This is a genomic window from Hungatella hominis (assembly GCF_014288005.1).
Classification (GTDB): Bacteria; Bacillota; Clostridia; order Lachnospirales; family Lachnospiraceae; genus Hungatella; species Hungatella effluvii.
In genome coordinates, this window is sequence record NZ_JACOPB010000003.1 from 359,358 (window position 1) to 373,045 (window position 13,688).

Annotated in this window: 7 protein-coding genes; 1 reads left to right on the top strand and 6 read right to left on the bottom strand. The window is 47.7% G+C overall.

The window, feature by feature from the left end; all coding sequences use genetic code 11:
• Window positions 1–5: 5 nt before the first annotated feature.
• From H8S75_RS09620 to H8S75_RS09640, 5 genes are all read right to left on the bottom strand, one after another.
• Entirely contained in the window at window positions 6–6,308 is a 6,303-nt protein-coding gene (locus H8S75_RS09620) for an N-acetylmuramoyl-L-alanine amidase family protein (RefSeq protein ID WP_187021079.1), read from the bottom strand.
• 16 nt (window positions 6,309–6,324) lie between these two features.
• The gene (locus tag H8S75_RS09625; protein WP_187021081.1) at window positions 6,325–7,965 is read right to left on the bottom strand and encodes a cell surface protein; all 1,641 of its coding nucleotides are present in this window, start codon (window positions 7,963–7,965) and stop codon (window positions 6,325–6,327) included.
• Between the two features lie 48 nt (window positions 7,966–8,013).
• Complete coding sequence (locus H8S75_RS09630; protein WP_243270218.1) at window positions 8,014–8,523, bottom strand: 3D domain-containing protein; 510 nt, start codon at window positions 8,521–8,523, stop codon at window positions 8,014–8,016.
• Window positions 8,524–8,660: 137 nt separating this feature from the next.
• The gene (locus H8S75_RS09635) at window positions 8,661–9,452 is read right to left on the bottom strand and encodes a transglutaminase domain-containing protein (RefSeq protein WP_187021083.1); all 792 of its coding nucleotides are present in this window, start codon (window positions 9,450–9,452) and stop codon (window positions 8,661–8,663) included.
• Between the two features lie 253 nt (window positions 9,453–9,705).
• Window positions 9,706–10,596 (bottom strand): tyrosine-type recombinase/integrase, encoded by an 891-nt coding sequence (locus H8S75_RS09640; protein ID WP_187021085.1) that lies wholly within the window; start codon window positions 10,594–10,596, stop codon window positions 9,706–9,708.
• A 311-nt stretch (window positions 10,597–10,907) separates the two neighbouring features.
• Here H8S75_RS09640 and H8S75_RS09645 point away from each other — a divergent pair, with 311 nt between their 5' ends.
• Window positions 10,908–12,392, top strand: a complete 1,485-nt coding sequence (locus H8S75_RS09645; RefSeq protein ID WP_187021086.1) for a GntR family transcriptional regulator — start codon at window positions 10,908–10,910, stop codon at window positions 12,390–12,392.
• A gap of 39 nt (window positions 12,393–12,431) precedes the next feature.
• On the opposite strand, the gene H8S75_RS09650 is transcribed toward H8S75_RS09645, so the two are convergent.
• Window positions 12,432–13,637 (bottom strand): diguanylate cyclase domain-containing protein, encoded by a 1,206-nt coding sequence (locus H8S75_RS09650; RefSeq protein WP_349768896.1) that lies wholly within the window; start codon window positions 13,635–13,637, stop codon window positions 12,432–12,434.
• Between the last annotated feature and the right edge of the window lie 51 nt (window positions 13,638–13,688).

The window sequence follows — 13,688 nt, forward strand, 5'->3', positions numbered from 1 at the left end:
TCCTCCTACTGTATCCATGCACCATCGTCACCGACTAAGCAGCCGTCCGGTGTCATTTCATTTTTATACATAGAGCCCAGCGGCTTTCCGTTTCCTCCGCCGTAGTTCCATCTTTCCTTCACCGGGTCATAGGCATATACACCCGCGCCCGCAGTCTCGAAGTAATACCATTTCTCTCCGATCTTTCTCCATCCTGTGGCCATCACTCCGTTTGTCGGTATCAGGTAGTACCAGTTTCCGTCGGCACCGTCATGGCGCCATCCAGTCTGCAGCTTTCCGAAATTACCTTCTTTTTCCGTATTGCAGTAATACCAGTTTCCGCTTTCATCACGAATCCAGCCGGTCTCCATGATTCCTTTATCGTTAAAATGATACCAGCCGGTCCGGTCTGAGATATTACCGCTTCCATCCGCCGGATACTTGATCCATGCCCACATTCCGCTTAGTCTCATACCGCCGTTCAGCATAAAGGCCATCTGGCGCTCGCCGCCTTCCGGGGCGCTCACCTCCACCCAGTTTCCATTGGTTCCTAATGTAAAGCTTTCCTGCCGCTTTGTATTAATCGGATTCTGCTTCGATCCGCTTCCGCTTCCGCCTCCGCCTTTATTCCCGCCTTTATTTCCATTATCCTGGATATCATCGTAATGGTTATAACGGTCGTCAAGGATCTCTTCATACGGCGCCGTCTTCTCTTTCAGTTTATCAAGCGCTTCTTCCAATTGACCGGCTGTCGCCTTCGGATTCTCACGGTCCAGTACCTCCAGGGCTTCCTCTACGGCTTCCTTCAGCCCCTTGCTCTCGCCCTGCTTCAGGAAGTAATCATCTCTGACACGAATTGCTTCTGTAATGGCGTCCTCCAGTTTCTTTCTGGTATCGTCCACTTCTTTTACATTATCTTTGTAATATGCATATACGTATGTTTTCCGTCTGATACTTGCTGATGGGTCAAATTCCTTATAGCGGTCCTGGCTGTAACTCCAGCCCTCATAATGGAACTCCGCCCCGTCCGGATTCACAAAGTATTCCAGCTGCTCCGCAATCTGGCTGTACTCACGGTTATAGGATTCATCCTCCGGCGCCTCATCCCGGCGTACCTTGAATGAATACCGGTACCGGTTCTCAAGCGGCAGCGCCACGTTGTTGATAAAGTACATCCGGTATGCCCGGTTATACACCATCACATAACGGCTTCCCGCATGCGCTGTAAATGCATACAGCCCTCCTGTTTCCTCCGGATTCTGTTCCATCGGCACCAGCACCGCTTCCATCTCTCCGGTTCCCGGATTCTCCGTAATCTCATACAGCTGGTAGTCCAGCATGTCAACGTCGCCTTTTCCCATCTGGATATAAGTGCGGAAAGAAGCTTCCGGTTCAATCTCTCCAGCCACCTTTCTTCCGTTTACATACCGTTCAATCAGTACATCCAGTCCCCAGGCTCCCTTATAGGCTGCTTCATGATCCATTTCATAGTTTCCGGACGCTTTCACCGCATTCGATTCCGACGCTTTCACTGCATTCTTCCTGTATACCACTTTATAGGTAACATCGGCCCGGTTTATCTCCATCAGTTCTTCATCCACCTCTGTTGTCAATTCTTCCTCCAGTCTAGGAATTTCATTTGGATCCAGGGCTGTTTCCTTCCGGTTTCCTCCCCTTACCTCATCAACTACTGCGGCGTTGCTTGGAGAGGCTTTGGGCTGCTTATAGACCGCCGTCAGCACCACATTAGTATCCGGCATGGTAAAGCTGACTTCTCTTCGCGTGGTCTTATCTCCCAGATCTCCGGCCATGCCAATCGTTGTCTCCCAGTGGGAGAATTGTTCTCCGGCATCGTTCACCTCTTCTGCTGTGATCTTTACCCTGTCTCCTTCGTGGGCTTCTTCATATCTTCCTACGCCGACAGACTCTGCTCCTACCTGGATGATTTCGCCGTTTTGTGCCTCTACAATGTAGTTTGGAAGCTCCAGTTCTCCGCCCGGATCTGTCGTTATTACACTTCCCCTGTCCTTCAGACTCTCTGCCGTGATGTCTGTCTTTCCCATTGGGCGGGCTACTGCCGTGTATTCACGGTTATAGTCCAGGCCGGCAAACGTTAAGGATGCAGGACTTCCAGCGGGTTTCTTAAAATCTCCGTTTCCTGCCCCCGGCGTCTCCACCACATGGCCGTTACGGTCCAGCACCGCGTATTCCGAATCCTGATCTGCCGGCTTTATGATCAGAACAGTCTTTCCTTCTTCATCCTCATCATAAATAATCTGGTAGTTCGTCTCCAGTACCGGAGTCAGTACTTCCGCCGGCGGGCTGAGCGCATCCGCCACATCTCCAATCTGGCCTTCCGGCTGAATCTGCGCCGCGCCGTCTGTTTCGTATACCTTATATTCAGCACCCGGATACAGGTTGTCAAACACCACACGGCCCGTCAATTCATTTCCGCGAATCGTTTCCAGAATTTTTCCTGATGAATCTGTCAGAATATACTGATATCCCGGGGTCGTATTAAATACAGTGATCCGTCCTTTTCCCCGGGTATTTAACCCGGCCGCTGTCTCTGGCTGCGCCACATCCGTCCCGAATATATCCGGATCCGGACGGAACCTGATTGTATATACCTGGCCGTTTACAAGGCCTGTTTCACTGGTCACAGGCGTCTCCCCTGCATACCACCGGTCAGCCAGATAATTCACCTCCGGTACATACTGTGGCAGGCTTCCCGTGATATCACTCCACTTTCTATCATAGGTCGTGTGGAGACTCCGTGTTTCTCCTGCAAGAATACTTCCATGAGCGCCTGCCTCAAAATGGATATCCACCCATTTCGACGGATCTTCTTCAAAGTATGCAGTCAGAACAGTCTCTCCTGTGAAACGGGTTTCTTCATCCAGAAGAGTCTCCCCGTTATCCAGAATTCCATTGTGATTCCCATCCACAAACCAGCCTCCCAAACGATAGTAGTTATCCGCACTGGTTCCCGGCATCAGATGTTTTTCCTTCATTACCCCCAGCGTATAGCCGAATTCTTCTCCCTGCTCCGAACCATTATTGATCAGGGCACTGGCCTTAAAGCTGCCATCTCCCTGCGCCCGAACGTCTGAGGACATACCCTCTCCCGCATTCAGGCTTCCATGGGTTCCTGCAAGATACGTTATATCTGCCCACAACGCCGGTATACGGCTGTGGCGGTAAACCACTGTCTCGCTGTCATTTGGCATGGTTCCTGTAAAGTCATTTCCATTCCAGCTGATCAGGGTTGTTGCCGGACTGATCGATTTCGCTGCCATCTGATAGCCGTATGGCTGCTGGTATGTGACCGGACCCTGGGCACAGGCCAGTCCCACCGCTTCCTCCGCCTGATGCAGATGCACCAGAGGCTCCCGGATATTTTTGAGTCTGTCATCCGAAGTTCCGTTGTCCTGATATTCCACAGTCAGAGGATATCCCTCCTCTGTTGGCTCATAAAGATATGTTATTGTCACCGGCTGATTCGGCATCACTCCACGGAAGACCCGGCTGTCGTCAAAATCTCCCTGAAGTCCGCTGACCAGATGACCGTCTGTATCATCTGCCGCAGATCCGGCATCAATGCGCGCATCCACACATTCATATCCATACTTTGTCACAGGCCGGGCTGTAACCGTTTCTTCCGGATAGTGTCCTGATGTCTGGTCAGCCGAAACCGTAGTGCCTCCCGCCGTCTCATGGCGTACGGTAAGCAGGGACTGAGCGGCCGCATTGCCGTAATCCACCGTATAGCGATACCGCACTGTAGCATCCTGGCCCGGCATAGTTCCCGTAAAAGTACCGTTTGAACCATTAAACTGGCCAATCGGCTGGCTGGTTCCGCTGTAATTAAACTCAGTCGGCGTGGTTCCCGAATCCGCCAGACTCCAGATGTATCCATGTATGTCTTTTTTCCGGGCCTGGATCGCCGCTTCTACGCTGTACGCATTTTCCTCCGTACCAGTCTGAAATACGATATCACCGTTCTGGTTGGAGTATTCCACCGTATAGTTAAACTTTACGCCTGGGTCCGGTTCAAAGACTGCATAGTATGTAACCGGCGTTTCCGGGTACACTGCCGGAAGTCCGGTAATAAAGTCTGGATGCTCCCAGTCATTGACAGTGCTCCAGCCGCGGAAAACGTATCCATAGCGGCTGACGCTTGGCATCAGCGCGTTGATGCTGTTGCCGGCCATTCCCGTCAGGGAAGGAGGCTGCGGAGTTCCCCCGTTTGCTTCAAAATTGATGCTGGAATCTACCTTTCGGTATTCATAGTCTATCGTCACATCCTGGTTAGGCATGGTTCCTGTCACTTTGCCATAATCACTGCCCGGCGTAAGCTGTGCCTGCAGCAGAGCCGACAATCCCTGTTCAATGGAAATGCCTGCCAGCTCATAGCCGGTCACTTCAGGCGGCACAGACAGATTCACACTTTCTCCCGACCCATACGTTACCGCCGGGATTGCAGGTGCACCGGAGATTCCGCCTCCTGTATTTGCATCTTTGATAAAAAATGTAATCTGATAGCCATTTTTCTTCAGCACCGTATTTCTGTCATGATTTGCGCCGGCTCCTGTCAGACCGGCCGTGCCGGAGGTAACATACAGTCCGGTTCCTTCACTTCCCGCCCTGTCAGCAGAAAAATTATCCACGAATGGACTTGGCGATATATCAACCGCACTGCCTGCCAAAGGTACTGCCACTTTTATCTCCTGGGAGTCCTGTGTCGATGTTCCATTCGCCGAGGCGTCCGGCAGCTGCGCGGTCGTAATGCCAATCGCCGAAGCGTCCAGATCCCCTGCAACCGTCATATACTTTCCGGCAGGCAGATATACGTTTGCCTTCTCACCGCTGCTCAGCGTATTTCCTTCAATTGTAACCAGGTTTTGTACCGTAAACTTTCCCGTACTGTCGAAATTAACCGCACCTCTGTCGCCTGATATATTACCGGTAACTGTTCCGTAGTTCATTTCCAGATTCGCGCTTCCTGATATCTGGATCGCGCTTCCTGTCCCATTTGCTTTTACCTGGTTATTCTGGAGAGCGGCTCCGCTCATGATACCGATCGTTCCGCTGTCCGCAGAAAGGATAGGGGCAGTATTGCCTGCGGCTCCTTCCCGGTTTCCATCCAGCACCAGATTGCTGAAACGCATGGTCCCCCCATTTGTACGAAACATGGGCCCCGATACCAGTCCCGCATTTCTGCGAACCGTTATAATATCATCAATGGGAGTACCCGTACGGCTGTAATCGGAACTCATAAAAGTAATATTGGCACCGGAAGGAACCGTGACGGCAGAGGTCAGTTCACCATAATCCTGTATATAGACATAACCGACATTGCTGCCAATCTTATTAATGGCCGCTTCCAGCGTCTTAAGGGGCGTATCGTAAGCGCCAATGCTGTTATCGTTTCCATAGGCTGCCGATACGTAGTAAGACGGACCTCTGGCTCCAAATGCTACCCTTCTGACTGCTGTCTCGTACGGTCTTAAGGGAATTGTCCAGGAATAGGCCAGTTCGGAATCCACCCTCGAAACACTGTGAGGCCCATCCGTAAAATAATTATTGCTCCTGGTGTTGTATTTTCCTACCCACTTTGTAGTCGGTTCTGTCAGTCCCAGACTGTCGTCATTATAAATACAGTCAAATGTCTGCTGCGTCTGTTCATTAACCATATGAAACCCGCGGCTGTTTGCAGTCAGAGTGGAGGCATCAGCCGGATCACCGGCGCCGGCGCCGCTTCTTCCACCTACCTGTACATCGGTAGCGCTGGCAATCTGAACCGGGTTATCTTTATTTGTCTTGTTATAGACGATATAATCGACCATGATCCATTTCTGATCCAGGCTGGGATATACCTTCATCTGCATTTCGACTCCCAGATCGTCGAAGGTCTGCACTCCGCCATTGGTCGGGATTCTTACCTCTTTCCTTCCTGCCGATTCGCCCAGTTTCTGTATAACCGTTTCATAGCCCCCATGACTGTACGTCGTTATAACGGAGGCCAGCCTGTCTCCCGTATAAGGGTTTTCTGCTCCAATCAGCGAGGCGTCTTCTATACCTTCAATATCAAAGCGGCCCGTACTTTTCTGATTCCATTTATAAGCAGTTGTCAGTCCGCCGCCATTGCTTTTCATCCCCTGTGCCGGTTGAAGTTCCGTTCCCGCCGCCAAGGCAGTTATGGTCAGCCCAGGTACCGGCGGCAGAAAAGCAAGGGCAACGGCAAGCAGGGATGCAGTTCCTTTTTTTATAATTCTCCGCAGCTTCAATCCCTTCACCGCAGAATTACCTTTTTGAATTTTATCCATTGTCCTAAACCTCTTTCTATTCAAAATTCAGCCGTTCCTCATCAGGCAGATTATCCAGAACCGCATCCGAATCATAATTTACGATCAGGCCGCCAGAGTACTTGTCCTCTTTGCTGCTTTGATCATAATGATAGAAACCCGGTCCTTCGTCTCCATTGTACCACCTCGGCTTATCATCATCTTCTACTCTGGCTGCGAATCTGCCGTTTAAAAGAATCAGCCACCCGCCTTCTTTGTCCTTTATGACCTTTTTATCTCCCGACATAATTTTGCCATTAGTTCCAACGACACGGTAAGTCTCTCCGTCCTCCTGAACCACACCGTAACCGTATTCCGGATCTGCTTCCAGTCTCAGACCATTAATATAAAAGGAGTTCTTCGTTTTACGAAGTTTATTCCGGCTGCCGTACGCAATGCCGTTGCTTCCAAAACCAAAGGTATAAATCCCATCATCCAGTTCCACCTTTACTTCTGCGCCGGTCTGCATGGAACCGTCATTGAGTTCATCCGGAGAAAACAGGTATAAATCTGCCTTCTCCAGACCGTAAAGATCACCATTGATAAAACTCTCCGCAGTCCAGTCATTCGTATCATAAGAGGCTACAAAAGCGTCCCTCCCGTCAAACAGCACAAATCCGGTGCGCATTCTTCCTAATCCGTCAAATGCATAATACCTGTCATAGACCTTCCTGATCTGGTTCCGGTACACCTCTCCCTTCTGGTCCGTATGCCACCAGCTGTACTCTCCATCGCTGTAATCCTGTTCATCCAGATTTTCCGAAGGACACATCCAGAACCACGCATTCTTTAAGAGCCGTCCGCCGTCATAGCTGGCAAAGTATTTAGCGGACTCCGAGCTCGTGGGATTACTTCTGTCTGCGTTGCTTACACTGGCCACCTGACTCCACCATGGAAGCATGATTCCGTATTCATCAAACCCGTAAGTATTGCCATCGATGGTCTTCTGCTTAATTCTGTCACCATTGCTTTTCAGCTTTTTGAAATTACTGTCAAAATACAGCCACACCTCTTTATACTCGCTGTAATTCCGTCCGGTAATGCTGCTCTCCAGCCCGTCGGCAGCTCCCAGCGTCACAGAACCGTAATCCATCCAGACATTACTATACAGTGCTCCATCTTCTCCCGCATAGTATAGGCCGTCAACCAGTGGATTGTCATCTTCCGTCAGAGATTCTCCTGACTCATTAATCCAGCCGGTAAGCATCTTTCCTTTCTCGTCGAATACGTATGTCTTTCCGCCAATTACACGCTTAAAACCACTGGTTCTCCGATACGCTTTTCCATTATCTCCAAAATAATACCAGCCATCTGCATATCCCTCCGGTTCCCTTCCTTCCGACCAGACCCAGTTGTTTTGAACCCTTCTTCCATCCAAATCTGCATAGTACAGTCCATTTCCCAGTTCAATGAAGCTGTCTCTCACCATTCTTCCTTCTGAATCCAGATAAAACCATGAATCCTTTGACTGTTTCCATACCTCGGTCACCGGCTGGTCACTCTTATCCAGATACATCCATTCCCCGCTGTCATTGGTCCAGCCCTCCACCGCATACACAGTTTTCATCTGAGTCTCTGACAGGAGTATTGCCGACAATACAAACACGGCAGCCGTAACTGTAAATTTCCTTTTTTTCATCCTGTTATCCTTCCAATCCAATTCAATAAATTATCTATCAAAACCCCTTTATAGGGACTGTTTTAAATATACAGTCATTTTCTGACGTCCAAACTCAATTGCCTCTTCATGAGTTGCAAAAAAAATATCAATACTTTTTCCCTTGATCGCCTGCCCCACATCTTCCACATGGTAAGTCACACCATTGATCACTATACTGCTTCCCAGGGGAATCACTTCAGGATCCGCCGCAACCGTATATTCAGGCTTTGGTACGGTTTCCATCTTTGTCAGTTTAACAGCTTTTGTTCCGCAGCAGATATCGCATCCGCAATAGCCGGTCATCTCAAATTCACCTAAATTGACCATTTCTTCCATATCAGCACGGCTCTCCGGGAGAGGTGCCTTCGCCACCTCCGTTTCAGGCAGTTCCACAAGCGCGGCGCTCTCCGCCGTTTCATCTATGCTGCCGGGAGCTTCAGCACTCTCCAGAACCTCTGTAAGCGGCGGTACCTGAATATAATCCTGTCTGGAAGCGCCTTCCGAAACGAAAGAATAAGCCTTTGCTGCTGCAAGCATCGTAAAACCGGCTACTGTCAAAATTTTAATGACTTTTCTTTGGAGCTGCCGCCGTCTTTCTGCTCTGCGGAATTCGGTCATCCGATGATACTTCCGCAATGTACCCCCGGAGCCGGTTCGGCTGCTTTTGCCGGTTCTCACAATAGCCCCCTGTGCATGGGATCTGCCTCCATTTCTTCTTCTGGCACCAGCTTCCAACGGCGTTCGCCCAGGCCCCTGTCCCACGTAATATCGCAATAGTTCCACCTCCCATCAATTTGAACCCGGTTCCATGCGTGGTTCCCTCCATAGACCGGTTCACAGATAAGCCCCGACATTCTGCACAGTGTCAGGTAAGCAGAGACATAGCCCCAGCATACGGAACGCCCTTCAATAACAGCTTCATAGACGGTTTTCTTCTTAAGCTCCGAGTCATATTCCACATTGCTGTAGACCCATTCATAAAAAAAAGACGCTTTTTCTCTTTCGCCCATTCCAGCTCCTGCTTCCGCGATTTCCCTCAGTCTTGCTTCCACCTGCCTGTGCTGTGCGGCGGCCCGGCCGGGATCATCACACTGTACATAGACAGTACTCTCATTCCCACTCTCACCTGCCGCTATATTTATCTTCTGTTTTCCCAGATAAATATAACGGTAAAAATAGCGGCCAAAGGATACGGCCTCCTCCACCGTATTGAATATAATCCCGGTGTCTTTCCAGACGGAAAAATCAGCTTCCTCTTTCATTTGGTCCAGCAGCTTCTCTCCACAGACCTCATACTCAGGTATTCTGCCGGTCATATCCTCGGCGGATTGGCCTATTTGCCCCAAGACACGCTCCGATGCCTGGGTATCTTCCATTGTGCTCATTCCACAAGCCGGCGGACTCCAGGCAGCAGTCAGACAGAACGAAAACAACAGCAGCAAACATGGTTCACGGATTCCTGTCATGTATGGTTTCCTCCTTTTACAACCGAATATCTATTTTGTTGTAAAAAAACGGGGGGAAAACGTTAGATTGGGATACTGGTGAAAATTACCGGATATGCTCTCTTAATATGCGCGTTTTTAAAGCAGGTCGAATTTTATTTTTAAAATTTGATCTGCTTTTTGTGTCGAAAAATAGAAAAAAAAGAAGAAATATATAGATTTTAAAAAAAATATGTAGTATAATCGATTTAAATTTAATTTTGATATTATATTTTTACAACAAAATAGATATTCTGTTGTATGCGGTTACCAACAGTCCCAGATTCTCCAGCTGCATCCGGTGACGGTTCCCGCTTTCTCTCGTATAAATCCGTGTCGTATTCACGTCGCTGTGTCCCAAAATATCTGCCAGCTTTGATATATCTTTTTCAGCCGCATAGTATGTTTTGGCAAAAAGATGTCTTAAGTTATGGGGAAATATCTTGTCTTTTTCCACTCCTGCCTCTGCTCCAAGAGCTTTCATTTCCCTCCAGATATTGCTGCGGTCCAGCGCATTTCCGTTTCTTGTAATAAAGATCGTCCCCTCCGTGATCCCCCGGCGTTTTGCATACTCAAGCAGCATGACACAGAGCTGCTTTGTCAAAAGTACTGTGCGCACTCTTCCTTTACAGTCAACTTCTGCTTTTCCTTTCTGTACGGCTTCAACCGTCACATATACAAGTTCGGATATACGGATTCCGCTGGAACAGATCGTCTGAATTAAAAGTGAAAGCCTTTCATTTCCTCTGTTTATCGCGGCTTCTACCAGTCTCTGATACTCTTCCTTCGACAGTTCCCGGCTCTCCTGACAGAATGGACTTACACCGATTTTTATAAATCTGACGCCGCAGTCCTCCCAATGGTAAAATTTAAAGTAACCGTTAATCGCTGATAAAGCTCCATTCACCGTGACAGGTGCAAAACGGCTTCTCAAATAATGCTTCCACATAAGAACAATTCCCTGGTCAACATTTCTTTCCCTCGTATAATTACGGAACTGCAGCAGATAATACCGGTATTTTTCTATAGTTCCTACACTTTTTTCGCAATTGGACAGCCATTCACAGTATTTGCGGATGCTCTCTTCTGTGACGATTCTCCACTTCTTTTCTTCTAATCTTCTCATGATAACCTCCTATAAACGGACATAATTTCTTTTAGTTTATCCAAATACAAACAAGGCATTCAAATATCCGCTGTACCCGGATACTTAAATGCCTTGTTCCTTTTCTGTTGCATATATTTCATAATAATCAACTCATTTATGTATATATTTAGAGTTTTTATGTTTTTAGCCACATTTATGTTATTCGCTCAGCATCACTTTTAATATGAGTATAGCAAAGCTTGATACAAATAGCAACAAATCATCGGATTTTGTAGAAAACAGGAACAGAAAATGTTATATTATAATAATACATGACAGGAGGGAACGAAATGATTGCAGACAAGGGTATGGAACTGCATCAGGCAATATACAAATTTTACCTCACACAGATTCAATTTGGTTACTACAGGTATGGAGAAAAGCTGCCTGCACTGGAGGAAGCATGCAGGCAATTTCATACATCTCTGGATACGGTGAATCCCGCATATCACCGGCTGCGGCAGGAAGGATACATCTCTCTATCCAAAAAAGCCGGGGCAAAAGTAACCGTAAAATTTGCACCGGAAGAAATCGAACAGCATATACAGACTTTCTATGCAGAACGCAGAGAATCCTTATTTGATTTGAGCAGCAGCATATGGCCACTGTTGGGACAGGCCCAATGCTATGCGTTGAAATATGGAGCACTGACTTGGAAAGACCAGGTTTACTCAGCTGACAGCGGGCATTTGCAGAGCCTGTATGGAATTTGGAAACTTCTGGACCGCAAATATGAAGTTCTGGGAAATGAACTTTTCATGCGGCTTACCAGATATCTTTATCTGTACTTTTACGGTTCTTTCTGTAATGTGATTGATAACAGGCAGCTAAAAGAAAAAACCTTCAGACAGATACAGACGGCGGCGGCCCTGTGCCTTGAAGGTAACTGGAGTGAACTTCCCGAGACCCTGCGCGTGATTCAGGCTGAATTCTCAAGAACATTACATAGTTTTTATAAAGAACGAATTTCCACGTACAGTGTCACTATCCCTGATAAACAGCCGCAAGGATTAGAAAACGCCTTTCGCTGGGATGCCTACGAAAGATCGGCACAGCTGCGCTACTCCCTTGCAATGGAACTTTTAACAGAGATCGGCCGGGGGACTTATCCGGTTGGAAGCTATCTGCCGTCAGCTGAACGCCTCTCTGCAGAAAAGAGTGTTTCCGTGAGTACGGTCCGTCGGGCAATCTGCCTGTTAAACAGCATCGGAGCAGTCAAATCCTCCAGGCCTCTTGGAGCTCGTGTGCTGCCGTTTTCCCAGGGTGCAGAAAACTGTGATTTTACACATCCGGACCTTCGTCGACGGCTTTTGGACCTTGCTGAAAGCCTTCAGATCTTTGCCTTATCCGGAAAAGCTGTATCTGATTTCACACTCGCCGCTATGGATGACACCGTACTTTGCCAGTGGCTGCAATACCTTCATGAGTTAAAACGCCGGGAACACTGTGAAAGAGTGATCTATGTTTCCCTGTTCCAGATATCCGTCCATGCCCCTTGTCAGACTCTTCGCACCATTTATTCAGAACTGCTCCGTCTCCTCTTTTGGGGATATCCCCTTGAAAGAATAATCAGAACGAAAGAGGAGGCTGATATATTTTTCACTCCGTTTATTGAACATATGATCACCTCACTGGAGCAGAAGGAGTTCCACAGTTTTTCCTCCGACCTGGAATTTCTGCTACTCCATGAGCTGCGGAAAATCGTGGACGTCCTGCCAGAGCTCGGTATTCATGAGGCTGAAAAACTCCTGATTCCTGATTTAAATGATTTTTAAAGGCACAAAATCCCGGGATTTCTAATCCCGGGATTTTGCTCACATATTTTTCATTGTATACATATTTCTGTCCGCCTCCTGAATCAATTTTTCGATATCGGACTGATCTTCCGGAAATCTTGAATAGCCGCAGCTGATACCAGGATACAGTACAATATCTGCTACTGCATAGGGCCTGGAAATCCGCTCCACAATCCGCCTGATCAGAGCGTCATAAAAATCGCCGGAATTTGTATCCATAACTACGATACAAAATTCATCTCCGCCTATGCGGAACAAGATATCTTCTTTTTTAAGGCAGTCTCCGATTCGTGCCGCTACCTCCACGAGAAGCTTATCTCCCGTATCATGTCCATACTGGTCATTGACTTCCTTAAATTTATTCAGATCCAGATAAAGAACTCCAAATGACTGTCTGCATTCGTATAACTGCTTGATTGTTGTCATAAAATACCGGACATTATATAAACCTGTGAGCGGATCTGTATTGGCCAGTTCCGTCATTTTCTTTTTCTGCTGCACGATCGTAAGCCCTCCATAGGTCAGCAATAGAAGCAGCGTATTGAGGATCAGGGCTACCATACTTTCCAAAACAATGTTTTTCCATGAAACCCATCCGATTTTAGGACGAAGACTTAAATACCAGGTTCCGTTTGGAACAGTAATCTCACCCTCTACAGCATCCCGCATATCGCTTTCTGTGTTACTGGAAATGATTTGGACTTCCTCATTTTCAGGCCTTACTCTGTATATTCGATAGGAATATCCCTGATCTGATAAGCTTTCCAGTTCTGCTTTATTAAATATTTCCGGTACGTTCAGTACAACCACACTGAACCCCCAAAAGGTACCCTCCTGATGCCTGTTCTCCAAATAAATAGGATTTCTGGCCACCAGACCAAGGCCCCCCTGGGAAAGTTCATACGGTCCTGCCAAAGTCATCTTTCCGGTATCTCTGGCATACATGGCTTCCGATCTTCTGTCCGGATGATCAAAAAGGCTGCCGAACGCACTTTCGTTGCCTTCCAATGGATAAACATAGGTCACGTTTCCATCCGGCGCCAGCTGTAAACAACGGATTGCGGGATCATTTTCATATAAACGCTCAGCTATCATTTCAAAATCTGTAACCGTACCATGGTTATTAACTATAATCATTTCAAGTATTTCTGTATTTAACAAACGGGAATCAATCGCATATTGAACCTTGCTGATTTCACTGGCCATTATATATTCTGCCTGCACAATATTTCTCTTTTTCTCAGCTTTTGACAGCATAAAAATGATAAGAACCGA